17 protein-coding genes are annotated in these 17,763 nt (G+C 74.0%); 6 read left to right on the top strand and 11 right to left on the bottom strand.

From position 1 onward, the window contains the following. Positions 1-64: 64 nt before the first annotated feature. On the top strand, positions 65-295 hold the full coding sequence (locus ACWEPX_RS09135; RefSeq protein WP_451896579.1) for a hypothetical protein: 231 nt from the start codon (positions 65-67) through the stop codon (positions 293-295). On the opposite strand, the gene ACWEPX_RS09130 is transcribed toward ACWEPX_RS09135, so the two are convergent. From ACWEPX_RS09130 to ACWEPX_RS09120, 3 genes are all read right to left on the bottom strand, one after another. After that, on the bottom strand, positions 280-1,014 hold the full coding sequence (locus tag ACWEPX_RS09130; protein WP_451896578.1) for a class I SAM-dependent DNA methyltransferase: 735 nt from the start codon (positions 1,012-1,014) through the stop codon (positions 280-282). The genes ACWEPX_RS09135 and ACWEPX_RS09130 overlap by 16 nt on opposite strands. 93 nt (positions 1,015-1,107) lie before the next feature. Then, a complete protein-coding gene (locus tag ACWEPX_RS09125; RefSeq protein WP_451896577.1) occupies positions 1,108-1,419 on the bottom strand; it encodes a hypothetical protein in 312 nt (103 codons plus the stop codon). Positions 1,420-2,091: 672 nt separating this feature from the next. Continuing rightward, positions 2,092-2,406 (bottom strand): DUF3040 domain-containing protein, encoded by a 315-nt coding sequence (locus ACWEPX_RS09120; RefSeq protein WP_451896576.1) that lies wholly within the window; start codon positions 2,404-2,406, stop codon positions 2,092-2,094. Between the two features lie 877 nt (positions 2,407-3,283). Between ACWEPX_RS09120 and ACWEPX_RS09115 the strand changes: the two genes are divergently transcribed. Then, positions 3,284-3,880: a class F sortase gene (locus tag ACWEPX_RS09115; protein WP_451896575.1), complete on the top strand. Its 597-nt coding sequence runs from the start codon at positions 3,284-3,286 to the stop codon at positions 3,878-3,880. 78 nt (positions 3,881-3,958) lie between these two features. Here ACWEPX_RS09115 and ACWEPX_RS09110 read toward each other — a convergent pair whose 3' ends face one another. Further along, a complete protein-coding gene (locus tag ACWEPX_RS09110; protein WP_451896574.1) occupies positions 3,959-4,276 on the bottom strand; it encodes a hypothetical protein in 318 nt (105 codons plus the stop codon). A gap of 171 nt (positions 4,277-4,447) precedes the next feature. Further along, on the bottom strand, positions 4,448-5,545 hold the full coding sequence (locus tag ACWEPX_RS09105; RefSeq protein ID WP_451896573.1) for a hypothetical protein: 1,098 nt from the start codon (positions 5,543-5,545) through the stop codon (positions 4,448-4,450). A 10-nt stretch (positions 5,546-5,555) separates the two neighbouring features. Between ACWEPX_RS09105 and ACWEPX_RS09100 the strand changes: the two genes are divergently transcribed. Then, positions 5,556-5,687 (top strand): hypothetical protein, encoded by a 132-nt coding sequence (locus ACWEPX_RS09100; protein ID WP_451896572.1) that lies wholly within the window; start codon positions 5,556-5,558, stop codon positions 5,685-5,687. Positions 5,688-5,768: 81 nt separating this feature from the next. Continuing rightward, entirely contained in the window at positions 5,769-6,728 is a 960-nt protein-coding gene (locus tag ACWEPX_RS09095) for a DNA polymerase domain-containing protein (protein ID WP_451896571.1), read from the top strand. A gap of 11 nt (positions 6,729-6,739) precedes the next feature. On the opposite strand, the gene ACWEPX_RS09090 is transcribed toward ACWEPX_RS09095, so the two are convergent. Further along, positions 6,740-7,939 (bottom strand): FAD-dependent monooxygenase, encoded by a 1,200-nt coding sequence (locus tag ACWEPX_RS09090; RefSeq protein ID WP_451896570.1) that lies wholly within the window; start codon positions 7,937-7,939, stop codon positions 6,740-6,742. A 76-nt stretch (positions 7,940-8,015) separates the two neighbouring features. Here ACWEPX_RS09090 and ACWEPX_RS09085 point away from each other — a divergent pair, with 76 nt between their 5' ends. Beyond that, complete coding sequence (locus ACWEPX_RS09085) at positions 8,016-8,540, top strand: TetR/AcrR family transcriptional regulator (protein ID WP_451896569.1); 525 nt, start codon at positions 8,016-8,018, stop codon at positions 8,538-8,540. Position 8,541: 1 nt separating this feature from the next. On the opposite strand, the gene ACWEPX_RS09080 is transcribed toward ACWEPX_RS09085, so the two are convergent. Further along, on the bottom strand, positions 8,542-8,973 hold the full coding sequence (locus ACWEPX_RS09080; protein WP_451896568.1) for a DUF6194 family protein: 432 nt from the start codon (positions 8,971-8,973) through the stop codon (positions 8,542-8,544). Between the two features lie 96 nt (positions 8,974-9,069). Here ACWEPX_RS09080 and ACWEPX_RS09075 point away from each other — a divergent pair, with 96 nt between their 5' ends. After that, a complete protein-coding gene (locus tag ACWEPX_RS09075; RefSeq protein WP_451896567.1) occupies positions 9,070-9,762 on the top strand; it encodes a MerR family DNA-binding transcriptional regulator in 693 nt (230 codons plus the stop codon). Positions 9,763-9,890: 128 nt separating this feature from the next. On the opposite strand, the gene ACWEPX_RS09070 is transcribed toward ACWEPX_RS09075, so the two are convergent. The 4 genes from ACWEPX_RS09070 to ACWEPX_RS09055 form a co-directional block, all read right to left on the bottom strand. Then, on the bottom strand, positions 9,891-10,874 hold the full coding sequence (locus ACWEPX_RS09070) for a TIGR03842 family LLM class F420-dependent oxidoreductase (protein WP_451896566.1): 984 nt from the start codon (positions 10,872-10,874) through the stop codon (positions 9,891-9,893). Positions 10,875-10,886: 12 nt separating this feature from the next. Continuing rightward, positions 10,887-12,272 (bottom strand): dihydropyrimidinase, encoded by a 1,386-nt coding sequence (gene hydA / locus ACWEPX_RS09065; protein WP_451896565.1) that lies wholly within the window; start codon positions 12,270-12,272, stop codon positions 10,887-10,889. Then, positions 12,272-13,102 carry a nitrilase-related carbon-nitrogen hydrolase gene (locus tag ACWEPX_RS09060; RefSeq protein ID WP_451896880.1) on the bottom strand — a complete coding sequence of 277 codons (831 nt, stop codon included), beginning with the start codon at positions 13,100-13,102 and terminating at the stop codon, positions 12,272-12,274. Before ACWEPX_RS09060 ends, hydA begins: the two co-directional genes overlap by 1 nt. Before the next feature lie 86 nt (positions 13,103-13,188). Then, positions 13,189-17,739 carry an SDR family NAD(P)-dependent oxidoreductase gene (locus ACWEPX_RS09055; protein ID WP_451896564.1) on the bottom strand — a complete coding sequence of 1,517 codons (4,551 nt, stop codon included), beginning with the start codon at positions 17,737-17,739 and terminating at the stop codon, positions 13,189-13,191. Positions 17,740-17,763: the final 24 nt, after the last annotated feature.

Here is a 17,763-nt window from a genome sequence, read left to right as displayed (position 1 = left end):
GTTCCAACACATCAGGATTGCGTCAATAAGGGCAGAACCCCCGCCGCCTGGGTACCCGACCGGCATGTCCGATCGCATCCGCTCCGAGCAGCAGGAACCCCTTGAGCCCGGCCCGCCGCGCCAGCCGGACGAGAGCCCGTCGCCGCAGTTCACCGCGCCCGGCGAAGGCGAGCCCCGGGACACCGAGGGCACCGAGATCGCCGAGGACGCGGGCGTCCACGAGGCGATGGGGCCGGAGCACCAGGCCATGCGGATCGTCACGGACCCCGACTCCCCGGCCTACCTGGACGAGTAGACGCTGATGTGCCGCCAGCTGCCTGCGGTGAACGGCTCGCGGTTCCACCCGCCCCACCGCTCGCGCAGGCGCAGGCCCGCGAGGCGCGCCATCAGGTCGAACTCCGGCGGGTGGGCCAAGCGCAGCCGGATGGGGCTGAACCGCGGGCCGGTGGCGTCCATGCGGACGTGGTTGAGGTCCAGGATCTGGGTCAGCGGGTCGTAGCGGCACACGCCGAAGGCGATGTGGTCGACGTCGAAGTCCTCCACCTCGATGAACTGCCGCTCGGCGCGGGCGGGCGCGGTGGGCACGCGGCATTCCAGGACGAAGACCCCGTCGTCGGCCAGGTGCCGGGCCGCGTTGGCGAAGCAGCGCACCTGGCCGTCCTGGGTGAGCAGGTTGCCGATGGTGTTGAACACCAGGTAGACCAGCCCGTACCGCTTGCCCGTGCCGACCTCGGACATGTCCCCCATCGTCACCGGGATGGCGTCGCCGCCGGGTTTGGCGCGCAACTGGGCGACCATCGCCGGGGACTGCTCGATGCCCTCGACCGGCACGCCCGCGGCCGCCAGCGGCAGGCCGATGCGGCCGGTGCCGATGGCGAACTCCAGCGCGCCCGCGCCGCCTGCCTGCTCGGCGAGGAACCGCACGGTCTCGGCCTCGTCGCCGCGCACGCTGCTGGCGTCGTAGCCGCGCGCCTCCTCCTCGCCGAAGCTCGTCTTGGGATCGAATCCGCGCATCGGCCGTCCTTTCCCATCTCCTCGACCGACAACGCCGCGCACCCCGCAGACCATGCGGTCCGCGGGGTGCGCGACGCCTGTCGGAGGAGGAGATCAGTCGCTGATCTCGTCGCCCGTCCAGATCTCCGCCTGCGAGCAGCGGTCGACCTCGGTCGGGCTGAGGATGTTCGCCGCGACGGCGACCAGGCCGACGGCGACGTTGGTGTTGGTCGCGCAGATCGGGATGTTCACGTTCTCCAGGATCTCGATGTCGTCCAGGTTGACCAGGCCGACCTGCTCCGCGTCGTCGCTGCCGTGGCCGTGGCCGTGTCCGTGGCCGTGACCGTTGCCGTCGGCGAACGCCATGCCGCCCATCATCATGAGGCCCGCCACGGCAGAGGTGACGAATCCAGCCTTCTTCAGCACAGCACTAGCTCCTTACACTTCAATGATGATCACCAGCGGAGCATCAAGGCAGATCACGATGTCCGCAGCGGAACGCTACTTGACGATCGAGGGTGAAATCTCGCCCAACTCGCTGATCGAGTGAGGAAGTCACCTGACCGAGTTGCGGCCGACTTGGCTTGTGACACAACGAAATCAACACCCGTCCAACAGATCACCCGATCGCGTCGGTCAGCCGACTTGCGCAACCGAGAGTCCAAGGTCTATTGACCACAGTGGACTCACCTGGCCTCGCGGGGGCTCAACGCCCGGCAGGGAACTCGGACGGCTGGCAGTGACGCAACGGCCAGCGGGCGACTCAGGTGCCCTGCGAGCGACTAGGCGACCGGCAGCGACGCAGATGGCCAGCGGCACTCAGACGGCCAGCGGAGGACCCGGCGGCCCAGTGGAGGACCCGGGCGACTGGCGGAGGACCCGGGCGACCCGACGAAGAACTCGGCCAGCAGGCGAAGGACCCGGGCAGCCCGGTGGAGGACTCAGCCGGCCGGCGGAAGACCCGGCCGGCCCGGCGAGGGACTCAGGCGGCTGGCAGCAACCCGGGCGGCTGGCGGCAAACCCGGGCAGTTGGCAGCGACTCGGGCAGTTGGCAGCGACTCAGACGGCCAGCGGGGGGCTACCGACGACCGGCAGGGCTCAGACGACCGGCGGGACCGCTCCCCAGGACTCGCCCGCGCTCGTGGCCCCGCTGCGCCGCCGCGGCACCGGGGCCAGCAGCGCGACGACGGCCCCGACCATCCCGCAGATCACCATCAGCGGCCCGTCGGCGAACAACCCGACGACGGCCAGCAGACCGGCGAGCGACACCAGCATCAGCCGGCTCCCGTGGTCAGGCGCGGGAACGGGCGCGGTGTGGAACGCGGCGACGACCTCGGGCGCCTCCGCGCACAGCTGCCGCTCGATGTCGTCCAGCCTGCGCTGCTCGTGCCTGTTCAGTCCTCGGAAGTCCACGGCACACCACCTTCGCCCACCGGTAGCTCCACCCATGACGTGCCCGCTGCGCGTCCGGGTGAAACCACCCCCACCCCGCAGCCACCCCCACCACCCCCCAACCGGGCCCACACCACCCCTGACCAGCCCCCATCACCGTCCGTACCCACCCACCCCCGCCCACCCCAACTGGCCCAGCGCCCCACCCACCAGCACCTCCGCCCCGGACACCCCCTAGCCGCCCAGCCCACCCCTACGCACTAGCACCTCCGCCCAAGGCCACACCCCAGCCGCCGAGCCCGCCCCCACTCACCAACGCTCCACCCAAGGCCACACCCCAGCCGCCGAGCCCACCCCACTCACCAGCACCTCCGCCCACGGCACACCCCGGCCGCCCAGCCCACCCACCTCACCAACGCCTCCTCACCAACGCCTCCGCCCACGGCTGCACCCTGGCCGCCGAGCCCACCCCCACTCACCAACGCCTCCGCCCTCGGCCGCACTCTGGCCGCCCAGCCCACCCACTCACCAACGCCTCCGCCGCCGGCCACACGCTGACCACCCATCCCATCCCCACGCACCAGCACCCCCGCCCAGCCACACCCCGCCCGGCCACACCCCGGCCGTCCAGCCCGCCCCTCGCACCAGCACCCCCGCCCGGCCACACCCCGGCCGCGAGCCCACCGGACCCACCAGGCCCCGAACCCACCGGCCGCACCAACGCCCCCCGCGACTCGCGGCCGGAGTGGCGCGGGCCTGCGGGGCCTGCCGGGCCCGCGGGTCAGCAACGCGGGCGCTGTCGGCAGGGGTTGTGCGGTTCGGCCGCGGGGTGGGGACGGGGAATGGTGGCGAGGTTGTGGGATTTGCCGGGTGATCAGTGGGTCCTTACGCTGGCGGCGTGGCTGCGGGTGTTGCTCGGGTTGGGGTTCTGCTGGCCGCCGTGATGGCCGGGTTGACGGCTTCCGGGGTGCCGGAGGGCGCGGCGGTGGGGGTGCCGCGAGCCGCGGGGGTGGTGCCGGTGGTGGTGGGGGAGGCGCGCAAGGCGGTTGGGATGCCTGCGGAGATTCGGTTTCCGCGGCTGGAGATCAGTTCCTCGCTCGTCCACCTTGGACTCCAGCCGGACGGCCAGGTCGAGGTTCCGCCGTTGCGGACGCCGGGGCAGGCGGGGTGGTTCGCGCGGGGGGCGCGGCCCGGGCAGGTGGGGGCGGCGGTGATCCTGGGGCACGTCAACGGGTATCGGCGGCCCGGGGTGTTCCTGCGGCTCGGGGAGGCGCGGCCCGGGGACGAGATCGTCGTGGTGACGCGGGACGGCGAGCAGCTGCGGTTCGTCGTGCGGCAGGTGGAGACCGTGGCGAAGTCGCGGTTTCCGGCCAAGCGCGTGTACGGGCCGACGGAGCGGCCGGAGTTGCGGTTGGTGACCTGCGGCGGGGCGTTCGACCCCGGGGACGGGCGCTACCTGTCGAACGTGATCGTCTACGCCGTGCTCACCGGGTGAGGACACGGGAAAGCCCCCTGGGCCCGGAACACTCACGGGCCCAGGGGGCGCCCACTCGCCGCCGCGGCGGGTAGGCCGTCAGTCGGAGATCTCGTCGCCGGTCCAGATCTCGGCGGCGGTGCAGCGGTCGATCTCGGTGGGGTTCAGCAGGTTCGCCGCCACCGCGACCAGGCCGACGGCCACGTTGGTGTTGGTGAGGCAGATCGGGACGTTGACGTTCTCCAGGACGTCGAGGTCGTCCACGTTCACCAGGCCGACCTGCTCGATGCCGTCGTCGTCGTGGCTGCTCGGGCCGTCCCAGTCGTCGTCGCAGGCGTTCGGGCAAGCGAAGGCGGTCCCGCCCACCATCATCAGACCCGCGATCGCGGACGTGACGATTCCAGCTTTCTTCAGCACTGCTCCAGCTCCTTTGGCATTGGATGATCATCAGCGAACCGGTTGACGCATGAGGGGTCCGCATGGGGAAACCTACTCGAATCGGACCCCCCTTCTCCGTCCACAATCGCCGATCGAGTGAGAACGTCACCCGGTCGAGTTGATCGCGGCAGTCAATCGTGCGCATAGCGATCAAATAGCGCCGGAAACCGCCTGCGCGAGATCGTCTGTCAGCCGATCGTGTCGGCCTGCCCGCTTGCTCCCCTTGCCGCACCCGGAAATCGCGCCCCGCCGCGATCCCGCCGAGGTGTCAAGAGGTGAGCGTCCGGTGTAGAACGTCGGCGTTGCGCTTGACATGTCTAAAGTCCAGAACGCGACCACACACATATCCGCAATCCCATCAGAAAGGCGATACGTGAGAACTCGCCGACTCTTCGCCGCCCTCGGCGTTCTGGCTGGGCTCGCCATGGTCACCATCCTGCCCGCCTCCGCGTCCGAGCCCGAATGCGCTGGCGGGCCGTGCGACCCGCCCGCCCACTGCTCGTCCGCGCCGTGCGAGCCGCAGTCGCCGCCGGAGCCGTGCCAGCAGCCGTGCCAGCCCGCGCACCCCGCCCCGCCCAAGCCGCAGCCGTGCGACCAGCCCTGCCAGCCCGGGCACCCGAACCCGCCGAAGCCGTGCGACGCGCCGTGCCACCCCGCGCACTCGAACCCGCCCAAGCCGTGCGACGCGCCCTGCAAGCCGGAGCACTCGAATCCGCCGAAGCCGTGCGACACCCCGTGCCAACCGGAGCACTCGAACCCGCCCAAGCCGTGCGATTCGCCGTGCAAGCCGGAGCACTCCAACCCGCCGAAGCCGTGCGACACGCCGTGCCAGACCACGCCGCCCAAGCCGTGCGACACCCCATGCCAGACCACGCCGCCGAAGCCGTCGAAGCCGTGCGAGTGCACGACGACGACAACACCGCCGAAGACGACCACGCACACCACGCCCGTCACCACCACGACGAAGCCGTGCCAGTGCACCACGCCGCCGACCACGACGGTGTCCACCACCACCTCGGTGACCACCACCACGACACCGAGCACCACCACCACAACGACGTCGACCACCACGACCGGGACCACGACGTCCACCACCCCGAAGACGACCACGTCGACCACCACGACGACCCCGGTCACCACGACGTCGTCCACCACGCCCAGGACGACCACCGGCACCACCCCGCCGGAGAGCACCACGTCCACCTCGCCCACCGACACGATCCCGCCGGGGCACCGGCGGGGTCCCAACGGCACGATCGTGCCGGTCGGCGCCCCGGAGACCGGGGGCGGCGGGGGCCTGTCGTCGCCGTTGCCGTGGCTGGGCCTGCTGGTCCTGCTCGCGGGTACCGCCATCGGCGGCATCTGGCTGGCCCGCGTCCGCAAGGGCTGACCAGGTGACGGCCCCGGGGGAGGGCGCTGCCCGCCCCTCCCCCGGGGTGTCGGCCGGGTCCGGCGCGGGTAGCCGGGAGGCGTGGCCACCGGCGTCCGGACCAGGTCGGCGAGCGCGGCCGAACTCGCCGCGCTCGACCGCATCGGCCCCGGCGGCCCCTGGTCGGTCGCCGGGCGGCGGCTGCGGCTGACCAACCTGGACAAACCGCTGTTCCCTGGCGACCCGCCGATCACCAAGCGCGACTTCATCCGCTACCACGCGCTGGTCGCCCCCTACCTGCTGCCCTATGTGGAGGGCCGCCCGGTCAACGCCCACCGCTACCCCGACGGCGTGGACCAGCCCGGCTTCTGGCACAAGGAAGTCCCCGACCACGCCCCGGACTGGCTGGCCCGCTGGCACAACACCGAGGCCGACCCGGGCGAGACCCGCTGCTACGCGGTGCTCGACAGCCTCCCCGCCCTGGTCTGGATGGCCAACTTCGGCGCGATCGAGCTGCACCCGTGGACCTCGCGGCTGCCCGACGTGCACCAGCCGACCTGGGCGCTGATCGACATCGACCCCGGCGAGCGCACCCGCTGGCCCGAGGTCGTCGAGCTCGCCCGGCTCTACGGCGCGGCGCTGGAGCACCTGGGGATCGCCGGGATGCCGAAGGTCACCGGGCAGCGCGGCATCCAGATCTGGGTCCCCGTCCGCGGCGGCTACACCTTCGACCAGACCCGCGCCTGGGTCGGCACGGTGTCGCGGGTCGTCGGGCGCGTGCGGCCCGAGCTGGTCAGCTGGGAGTGGTACCGGGACCGGCGCGGCGGCCTCGCCCGCCTCGACTACACCCAGAACGCGATCAACAAGACGCTCGTCGCGCCGTTCAGCGCGCGGCCGCGGGCGGGCGCCCCGGTGTCGGTCCCGATCACCTGGGCCGAGCTGGACGACCCGGACCTGCGCCCGGACCGCTGGACCATCCGCACGGTCCTCGACCGCCTGCGCGCCACCGGCGACCCGCTCGCCCCGCTCATCGGGAAGCGCCAGGACCTGCCCGCCCTCTAGACCAGGCCGCCCTAGATCAGACCGCTGTAGTCCTTCACCGGCATGGAGTCGTGCAGGCGCACGCCCTTGGTGTTGAGCTTGGCCAGCGCCCGGCCGACCGGCCCGGGCAGCGCCGCGACCAGCCGCGAGCCGTTGACCAGCGCCCACACCCCGAACCGGGAGGTCGGGATCAGGCTCTTGGCCGCCCCGCGGGCGAACGCGCGGCTGTCCAGCACCGGGCCGCGCATCACCTGCTCGTAGGCGGGGAAGGCGCGGGCCGGGTCGCCACCCGCCGCCGCCAGCTCGCCAGCCAGGGTGTACGCGCCGAGGACGGCCAGGCTGGTGCTGCCGCCGACGGCCGGTCCCGGGCAGTAGCCCGCGTCGCCGACCAGCGTGACCCGGCCGCGGCTCCAGGTCTGCATCCGCAGCTGGGTGATGGAGTCGAAGTAGAACGCCCCGCCCGAGTCCAGCTCGCCCAGCCAGCCGTCGACCATCGGGTGGATGCCCGCGAACGCCTGCCGCAGCAGGTGCTTCTGCCGGTCGGTGTCGCGGTGGTGGTACTCCAGCGGCTCGGACCGGAACAGGAACACGGCGCGGGCGTCGCCGCCGTGGCGGTCGCCGTAGACGCCGACGACCCGGTCGGGGTGGAAGTGGGCGGTGAAGACGCCGGGCTCGGCGTGCTCGGCGGGCAGCGACAGCACGGCGAGGTAGGCGCCGACGAAGTCGGTGAGGTCGGCCTCCGGGCCGAACACCAGGCCGCGGACGTTGGAGTGCAGGCCGTCGGCGCCGACCACGACGTCGAAGCGCCGGGGCGCGCCGCGCTCGAAGGTGACCCCGCCGTCGTCATCGATGGCGGTGATGGAGTCGCCGAAGACGTACTCGGCGTCGTCGCGGGTCGCGTCGTAGTAGATCTCGCTCAGCTCGTCGCGCATCACCTCGACGTGGCGGTCGCTCATGGCGGAGAAGACCTTGCCGATGTCGATCCGCGTGGGCGCGGCCCCGGCGCGGTGGACCACCAGCCGGTCGGTGCCGGTCGCCTTGGCCTGGATGCGGTCGAGCAGGCCCATGCGCTCGGAGATCTCCATGGCCGGGGTGAACAGGTCGACCGCGTGGCCGCCCGCCTTGCGCAGCCGCTGCGCCCGTTCGACCACGGTGACCTCGAACCCGTAGCGGACCAGCCAGTGGGCCAGCACCGGCCCGGCGATGCTGGCCCCGGAGATGAGCACGCGCACGGCGTCTCCTTACTTAACGGAAGGTAAGTCCGTGACCGAGCTTACCAACCGTTCAGTCGGTTACGCTCCCCGCACGATGAGCAGGGACACCCGAAGCCGCATCCAGGACGCCGCGCGCGAGCTGTTCGCCCGCAAGGGCGTGCAGCGCACGAGCCTGCAGGAGATCGCCGACCAGCTGGGGATCACCAAGCCCGCGCTCTACTACCACTTCGCCTCGCGCGAGGACCTGGTCCGCAGCATCGTCCAGCCGCTCATCGACGACGGCGAGGCGTTCATCCGGGCCGTCGAGGCCGAGCCCCCCGGGCCGCGGGCGCTGCTGGAGGGCTACTTCGACTTCCACTACCGGCACCGGCGGGAGGTCATCCTGGTGCTGACCGAGTCCAGCACCCTGGTCGAGCTCGACCTCATCGACACGGTGCTGACCTGGCGCGGCAGGCTCGCCGCCCTGCTCGTCGGCGCCGACGCGCCGCTGGAGCAGGCGGTGCGGGCGGTGCTGGCGCTGGGCGGCCTGCAGGACTGCACCGTGCACTTCGCCGACACCCCCGCCGCCGAGCTGCGCGAACCCGCCGTCGCCGCCGCCCTGGCCACCCTGGGCCGCTAGCTCACCGCCTGCCGGTGGCCAGCCGGTTGCGGTGCTTGCGGACGGCGAAGCCGTGCGCCTCCCGGATCAGCGGCATCGCCTGCTCCAGCGTCGCGCGGGTCGGGTTGACCACGCAGATCCAGTGCTGCCCGCCGTAGACCGGGTGCGGCATGAGCACGTCGGCCGCGGTGTGGTCCACCCGGGCGTCGAGGTCGAACATCGAGCGGAAGGTGTCCTTGGTCAGGCCGAGGTTGAGGCGAAAGGCCCCCTCGCGGTCGAGGTTCGACGCCGTGTCGTGACGGTCGCCGGTGACCACGGTGGCGAAGGGGAACCGCCGGTTGTAGGGGACATCGCCGTCGGGGTCGTAGATGAGATAGCTGTCGCCGCGGTCCTCCATGACCAGCACGCCGTCGAGCTCGTCGACGAGGAACCCGACCACTTCATTGGCATCCATGCCTTCAATTCTCTCATTGATGTGGTAGTAGAGACTTTCTTCGCGCTCTGGCGAGGTCGGGCGGGCGAAACCCTCAACCGTCCGTAGAATCTCCCGGTGCCCAGGATCGCCGACCTGGCCCGCATGGCGGGCATCACGCCGCAGCAGGTGCGCAACTACCTCGACCAAGGACTGCTGCCGCCCGCCGAACGCGCGCCCAACGGCTACCGCGTCCTCACCGAGGTCCACGCCGACGCCCTGGTCGCCGCCCGCGCCCTCGGCGCAGGCCACGGCTGGGCGGCCGCGCGCGAGATCATGCGGGCCGTCCACACCGGACGCATTCCGGCGGCCATCGCCCTGGTCGACGCCGGGCACGCCGACCTCGCCCGCGAACGCGCCCACATCGCCGCCGCCAGCGCCGCCTTCGCCGAGGTCGCCGCCGCCCCGCCGCCGACCACCCGCCCCCGGGCCCGCATCGGCGAACTCGCCCGCGAGATCGGCGTCAAGACCCCCGTCCTGCGCCAGTGGGAAGCCCGCGGCCTCCTCACCCCTCACCGCGACGCCAACGGCTACCGCGCCTACGACCCCGCCGAGCAGCGCACCGCCCACCTCATCGCCGTCCTCCGCCGCGGCGCCTACCCCTTCCCCATCATCGAAGCGGTCATCACCACCCTCCGCACCACCAGCGACCCCACCCAAGCCCGCACCGAACTAGCCCGCCGCGACCACGACCTCCACCACCAAAGCCTCACCCGCCTCCGCGGCTCCGCCGCCCTCCTGTCCTACTTGGACAAACACGCGCACGGCTAGAACCAGTCGGCGAGGCTGGTCCAGCCGCACCCGAAGACCTCCACCGACCGCTCCCACACCACGCATGCAGGGCAGCCAGGCGGTGATGGCCGCGCGGAACCGCGAGTCGGCCCCGCTGCGCCCACCAGCTAAGAGATCAAGTTGCCGTAGGCTTTGAGGGTTTCGTGGTTGGCGTCGTGCATGAGGTAGAGGGCGAAGTGGGTTGTGCCCAGGTCGGCTAGTTCGGCTAGGCGGTCGCGGTGGGTGGGGGGTGGGCCGAGGAGGCAGAAGCGGTCGATGATCGAGTCGGGGACGTAGGTGGTGCTGGGGTTGCCGGGTTTGCCGTGGTGGGTGTAGTCGTAGTCGGCGCGGGTGCGGATGTAGTCGGTGAGCTCGTGGGGGACCGGGCCGGTGTGGCCGTAGTGGGCGACCAGGTCGGCGACGTGGTTGCCGACCATGCCGCCGAACCAGCGCAGCTGGTCGCGCTGGTGGGCCAGGTCCGGGCCGACGTAGGCGGGGGCGGCGACGCACAGGGCGATCGCGCCCGGGTCGCGGCCCGCGGCGGTGGCGGCGGCGCGGACGGAATCCATGGTCCAGCGGGCGATGGTCGGGTCGGCGCACTGGAGGATGAAGCCGTCGGCCTGCTCGCCCGCCAGCCGCAGGGCGCGGGGGCCGTAGCCCGCCATCCAGATCTCCAGCCTGCCCGTGCGCACCCACGGGATGCGCACGGGCGTTCCGTGCACCAGCGCCTCCCGGCCCTCGGCCAGCTCCCGGATCACGTGCATCGCCTCGGCGAGCACGGCCAGCGAGGCGGGCCGCTGGCCGATCACCCGCAGCGCCGAGTCGCCGCGGCCGATGCCGCAGACGGTGCGGTTGCCGTACATGTCGTTCAGGGTGGCGAACAGCGACGCGGTGACCGACCAGTCGCGCGTGGTCGGGTTGGTCACCATCGGGCCGACCACCAGGTCGGAGGTCTGGTCGAGGATCTGGGAGTAGATGGGGAACGGCTCCTGCCACAGCACGCACGAGTCGAACGTCCAGCCGTGGGTGAAGCCGCGGTCCTCGGCCTCCACCATCAGCCGCACCACGTCGCGGGCGGGCGGGTCGGTTTGCAGCACGACGCCGAAGTCCACGGGGCGCCCCTCTCAGCGCAGGTACTGGCAGAGCTCGCGCTCCAGGAACCGGCCGTGCCCCTCCCGGCCGCGGTAGGCGCCGCCCGCGACCACCGCGCTCCCCCGCGACAGCACCGTCTCCACGCGCCCGACCAGCTCCATCCCCTCGTACGCGGAGTAGTCGACGTTCATGTGGTGCGTCCGCGCCGAGAGCACCTGGGTGGCCGCCGGGTCGTAGACCACGACGTCGGCGTCGGAGCCGGGCGCGATCACGCCCTTGCGCGGGTACAGGCCGAACATCCGCGCGGGCGTGGTCGCGCAGAGCTCCACCCAGCGCGACAGCGAGATCTCCCCGCGCACGACCCCCTGGTGCAGCAGGTCCATCCGGTGCTCGACGCCGGGTAGCCCGTTGGGGATGCGGGAGAAGTCGCCGCGGCCCAGCTCCTTCTGCCCGGCGTAGCAGAACGGGCAGTGGTCGGTGGACACGACCGACAGGTCGTTGGTGCGCAGGCCCCGCCACAGGTCCGACTGGTGCTCGGCGGGGCGCAGCGGCGGCGAGCAGACGAACTTGGCGCCCTCGAAGCCCGGCCGCGCCAGGTCCGCCATGGACAGGAACAGGTACTGCGGGCAGGTCTCGGCGAAGACGTTCTGCCCGGTGTCGCGCGCGGCCGTCACCGCGTCCAGCGCGGGCCGCGACGACAGGTGGACGATGTAGAGCGGGGCGCCGGTCACCGCGGCCAGCGCGATGGCCCGGTGGGTGGCCTCGCCCTCCAGCTCCGGCGGCCGGGTCAGGCCGTGGTGCACCGGGGCGGTCCGGCCCTCCGCAAGCGCTTGCGCGACGAGCTGGTCGATGGCGATGCCGTTCTCGGCGTGCACCATCACCATCGCGCCGATCTCCCGGGCCGCGCCCATCGCCCGCAGGATCTCCCCGTCGGTGGCGTAGAAGACGCCCGGGTAGGCCATGAACACCTTGAAGCTGTTCACCCCCGCCGCCGCGCACGACTCCATCTCCTTGAGCGTGGCGTCGTGCACGTCGGAGACGATCATGTGGAAGGCGTAGTCGACCGCGCAGCGCCCGCCCGCCTTGGCGTGCCAGGTGTCCAGCGCGGCCAGCAGCGAGGTCCCCTTGGCCTGCACGGCGAAGTCGATGACCGTGGTCGTCCCGCCCCACGCGGCCGCCGCCGTCCCGGTGGCGAAGGTGTCCGACGACGACGTGCCGCCGAAGGGCATCTCCATGTGGGTGTGGGCGTCGACGCCGCCGGGCAGCACGTACCTGCCGGTCGCGTCGATCACCGCGTCGGCCGCGGTGGGCACCCCGGGCGCGGCGAGCGCGGCGATCTTCTCGCCGTCGACCAGCACGTCGGCCGGGAACGGGCCGCCGGGGTTGACCACGGTGCCGCCGCGGATCAGCGTGCGCATCACGGCTCCGTCAGCGGGGTGTAGGTCTCGGGCCTGCGGTCGCGGTAGAACGCCCACAGGTCGCGCACGGCGGCGAGCTGGTCCATGTCCAGGTCGCGCACCACGACCTCCTCGTCGCGGTCGGACGCGGCCTCGCCCACGAGCTGCCCGCGCGGGTCGACGAAGTAGGACTGGCCGTAGAACTCGTTGTCCCCCAGGGGCTCGACGCCGACGCGGTTGATGGTCCCGACGAAGTACTCGTTGGCGACCGCGGCGGCGGGCTGCTCCAGCCGCCACAGGTACTCGGAGAGCCCGCGGCTGGTCGCCGACGGGTTGAACACGATGCGCGCCCCGGCCAGGCCCAGCGCCCGCCAGCCCTCCGGGAAGTGCCGCTCGTAGCAGATGTAGACGCCGATGCGCCCGACCGCGGTGTCGAACACCGGGTAGCCGAGGTTGCCCGGGCGGAAGTAGAACTTCTCCCAGAACCCCTTCACCTGCGGGAGGTGGTTCTTGCGGTGCTTGCCCAGGTAGCGCCCGTCGGCGTCGATCACGGCGGCGGTGTTGTAGCGGACGCCCGGCTGCTCCTGCTCGTACAGCGGCACGACCAGCACGACCCCGTGCCGCTCGGCGACCTCGCGCATCAGCCGGGTGGTCGGGCCGCCCGGGACCGGCTCGGCGCGGCCGAAGTGGTCGGGGTCCTGGACCTGGCCGAAGTACGGGCCCGCGAACAGCTCCTGCAGGCACACCACCTGCGCCCCCCGGGAGGCCGCGGTGGCGATCCCCGCCACCGCGTTGGCGACCATCGACTCCTCGTCCCCCGTCCAGCGCTGCTGGACGAGACCGGCGCGCACGATCACGGCGTCTCCTCCCGTTCCGGGATTCTCGGCCCGCCGCGCGGGGGTCGGCCACCGCCGTCACCCGATCCGGGCATCCGCCGCTAGCAGGCCTCCCGCCAGGTCAGCGACCGCAGCAGCGGCGGGGTGTCGGGCCCGGCGGGCAGGTCCAGCTTGGCCGGGACGAGGTGGGTGTCGGCGCGGGCCAGGGCGGCGTCGAGCAGGCGGAGGGCTTCGGGGTTGGTGAGGGCGTCGGCGGCGGTGGCGCCGTCCGGGCTCGGCAGGGCGCACCAGTGGCCCCAGGCCAGGCTGGACCCGGCCAGGCCGCGGGCGCGCCGGTCCTCGGCCAGGGCGTCGAGGAAGGTGTTCGCCGCCGAGTGCGCCGACTGGCCCGCCGCGCCCAGCACGCCCGACGCCGAGGAGAACAGCACGAAGGCCGACAGGTCCAGGCCCGAGGTCAGCGCGTCCAGGTGCAGCGCGCCCGCGACCTTGGGGGCCAGCACCCGCTCGATGCGCTCGGCGGTCTGGTCGGTCAGCGGCGCGTCCTCGGCGGTGGCCGCGAGGTGGAAGACCCCGCGCAGCGGCAGCCGCCGGTCGACGCCCGCCAGCACCCGCTCCAGGTCGGCCCGGTTGACCACGTCGCAGGCGGGCACCCGCACCGACTGCGCCCCGGCGTCGAGCAGCTCCCGGATGACCTGCGCCGCCCCCGGGGCGAACGGGCCGCGCCGGGAGGTCAGCACCAGGTGCCGCACCCCGTACCGGCGCACCAGGTGCAGCGCGACCAGCCTGCCCAGCTGGGACGTCCCGCCCGTGATCAGCACCGTGCCACCGGCGCCCAGCGGGCGCGGCGGGGCGTTCGGGGCCACGGCGCGGGCCAGCCGCACCGCCCGCACCTCGCCGTCGCGGACCACCAGCTCCGGCTCGTCGGCCACCGCGAGGGCCGCGCTCACGTCCACCCCCGGTGGGGCGTCGATCAGGCGCAGCCGGTTGCCGTGCTCGGCCCGGGCGGCCCGCACCAGCCCGCGCACCGGCGCGGCGGCCAGGTCGCCCCTGGTCACCCAGACCAGCTCGGTCGCGGCCAGCCGGGGATCGGCCAGCAGGGTCTGCAGCAGGTCGAGCGCGCCGACCACGGTCGCCCGCACGGCCGCGGCCAGGTCCGACCCGCCCGCCCGCGGCACCTCGACCACCAGCCGCGACGGGGCGGGCGCGGAGGCCAGCGCGGGCAGGTCGGCCAGCGTCCAGGTCGCGCCCGGGGCGGCGGCGGGCACCGCGACCGGCACCGAGTCGACGCGGTACAGGTGCCGGGCCGGGTCGCCTGCGCGGACCTGCTCTGCGGTGACCGGCCGCAGCCGCAGCTCGTCGACGTAGGCGACGGGCATGTCCTCGTCGTCGGTGACCCACAGCCGGGCGACGCTGTGGTCGCCGCGATCGGCCAGGTCCAGCCGGAACCGCAGGTAGGTCCCCGAGGGGCCGTAGAGGGTCACCCCGCGCCAGGCGACCGGCATCAGCAGCTCGCCGGTCGGGCGCAGCGCGGCCAGCGCGTGCAGGGCGGCGTCGAGCAGCGCCGGGTGCACGCCGTCGAAGTCGCCCTCCAACTGCTCGGGCATCCGCACCACGCCGTAGGCGCTGTCGCCGACGCGGCCCAGCTCGGTCAGCCCCCGGAACGCCGGGCCGCACACCAGGCCCTGGGCGACCAGCCGCTCGTGCAGCGCGGGCACCGCGACCGGCGTGGTCGAGGGCCACTCCTCCCACCCCGCGCCGTGCTCGGCCCACGCGGTGACGATCGTGCCCACGGCGTGCAGCGTCCAGCCGTCGGGCGCCTCCTCGGGCTGGGAGTACAGCGCGATCGGGCGCAGCCCCGCGGCCTCCGGGCCCAGGGTGACCCGCAGCCGGACGTAGCCGGTGGGCGGCAGCACCAGCGGCCGGGCCAGCGACAGCTCGCCGATGCCCGCCGCGCCCACCTGGTCGGCGGCTGCGGCGGCCAGCTCGACCAGGCCGGTGCCGGGGACCACGGTCGAGCCGAAGAGGCGGTGGTCGGCCAGCCACGGGTGCGCGGCGACCGACAGCCGCCCGGTGAACAGGTGCCCCTCGCCGTCGGCGGTGCAGGTGACCGCGTCCAGCCACGGGTGCGGCAGCGCCTCCGGGCTCACCGGCCACAGGTCCGCCCCGGAGCGGGCGACGGGCAGCCAGTAGCGCTCGCGCTGGAAGGCAGGCGGCGGCAGGGCCACCCGCCGGGTCGGGCGGCCTGCGAACACCGCGGCCCAGTCGACCTCCTGCCCGGCCACGTGCAGGGCGCCCAGCGCCGAGAGCACGTCCCGGGTCTCGTCGGCCCCGGACAGCCCGGCCAGGAACCGGCTCGGCGAGTCCGCGGGCAGGCAGGCCAGCGCGCTGGCGGTCCACACCGGACCGGGGCCGCACTCGACGTAGCCGCCGATGCCCGCGTCCTCCAGCACCCGGATGGCCTCGGCGAAGCCGACCGCGCCGCCGAGCTGGTCGATCCAGTACCCCGGCGAGCGCAGCCCGGCGCCGGGGGCCAGGTCCGGGCCCATCCACTCGGCGGTCATCGCGCTGACCACCGGCAGCTCGGGGGCCGCCCAGGCGCACGAGCGCAGCACCGCGCCGTACTCGGCCAGCAGCGGCCCAGCGTCCGGGTAGGCGGCGGCCACGGTCAGCCTGCGCACCGGCACGCCCAGCGCGGCCGCGCGGTCGACAGCGGCCAGCACGGCGGCCTCCGGGCCCGCGACGGCGGTCTCGGCCGGGTCGTCGCCGCCGACCACGGCGACGTCCAAATCGGACACCACGGCGACGGCGTCGGCCTCGGCCAGGCCGATGGCGGCCATCGCCCCGCCGGGGCAGGCCGCGGCCAGCTTGCCGCGGACCACCGCGAGCCGGGCCGCGTCGGGCAGCGACAGCACGCCTGCCACGTGCGCGGCGGCCAGCTCGCCGACGGCGTGCCCGGTCACCGCCGAGGGCAGCACGCCCCAGGACACCCACAGCCGGAACAGCGCGACCTGCACGGCGAACAGCGCGGGCTGGGCGGTCGCCGGGTCGTGCACCGCAGCGTCGTCGTCGCCGAAGACCGCCGCGCGCACGGCGGCGCGGACGGGGGCGTCGAACTCCGCGCACACCGCGTCGAACGCCTCGGCGTACACCGGGAACGCCGCGTGCAGCGCCCGGCCGGTGCCCAGCCGCTGCACGCCCTGCCCGGTGAAGACCACCGCCAGCCCGCCGTCGGCGGCCCGCTCCGGCGGCACCACCCCGTCGGCGACGTCGCGCAGGCCCGCGATCAGCTCGGCCATCCCGCCTGCGGTGACGCAGGCCCGCACGCCGAAGGCGGTGCGGTGCAGCGCGGCCGTCGCGGCGACGTCGAGCACCCGGGTCCCGGTGCCCGCGAGGTGGTCGGCCCAGCTGCGCGCCTGGGCGCGCACGGCGTCCTCGTCGTGCCCGGACAGCACGACCGGGTAGGCGGTGCGGTCGTCGTCGGCGGGCACCGGCCGCAGCGGCGGGGCCTCCTCGACGACGAGGTGCGCGTTCGCCCCCTCCCCGAAGGCGGACACGCCCACCCGGCGCGGGCGCTCGCCGCGCCGCCAGGGCACCGCGCCGGTGAGCAGGGTCAGCTGCCCGGGCAGCCCGGCGGGCCGCGCGGCGTGCGCCGAGGGCGGCAGGACCTCGTTGCCCAGCGCCAGGATCGCCTTGATGAGCCCGGTGACGCCCGCGGCGGCCTGGGTGTGCCCGACGTTGGACTTGGCCGAGCCCAGCCACAGCGGGCGGTCGCGCCCGGCGTGCACGGCGGCCAGCGCGGCGGCCTCGGCGGCGTCGGCGCCGGGCTCGCCCGCCCCGTGCGCCTCCACGGCGTCGAGGTCGGCGGCGGTCAGCCCGGCGTCGGCGAGGGCGGCGCGCAGGACCGCCTCCTGGCTGTGCGGCCCGGCCGCGGTGCCGCGCAGCAGGGCCAGGATCTCGTCGCCGTCGGCCAGGGCGGTGGCGAAGGGCTTGAGCACCACGATCCCGCAGCCCTCGGCCCACCCCACGCCGTCGGCGTCGGCGGTGAAGCTCTTGCAGCGCCCGTCGGGGGCGTTGCCGGTGGTCGCCTCGACGTAGGCGGCGGGCGTGGTCATCACGGTCACCCCGCCCGCGACCGCGACCGAGCACTCCCCCGCGCGCAGGGCGGCGGCGGCCAGGTGGACGGCGACCAGCGAGGACGAGCACGCGGTGTCGACGGTGACCTCGGGCCCGCGCAGGCCCAGCGTCGCGGCGACCCGGGCGGCCAGGCCGCCCTCGTGCGCGCCGCGCACCACGCCGCGGTCGAGGTAGTCGGTCGCGCCGAGGTAGACGCCGATGTCGGCGTCGCGGTGCACCCCGCCGCGCTCCAGGGCCTCCCAGACCGCCTCCAGCGCGATGCGCCGCTCGGGCTCCATCGCCTGCGCGGCCAACGGGGAAAGCCCGAAGAACGCGGCGTCGAAGCGGTCGGCGTCGCGCAGGAAGCCGCCCGCGCGCACGCCCGCGTCGGCCAGGTCGAGGCCGTCCCACCGGGCCGGGAACGGCTCGATGGCGTCACCGCCGCCGGCGAGCAGGCGCCAGAAGGCCGCCGGGGTGTCGATCCCGCCGGGCAACCGGCAGGCCGCTGCCACGACCGCTATCGGCTCGGATCCCCACATGCGCCCACTCCCCACTGCAGGTCC

The sequence above is a fragment of the Actinokineospora sp. NPDC004072 genome, assembly GCF_053604195.1.
Note: the sequence above shows the minus strand (reverse complement) of the source record. Positions and strands in the feature narration are given on the sequence as shown.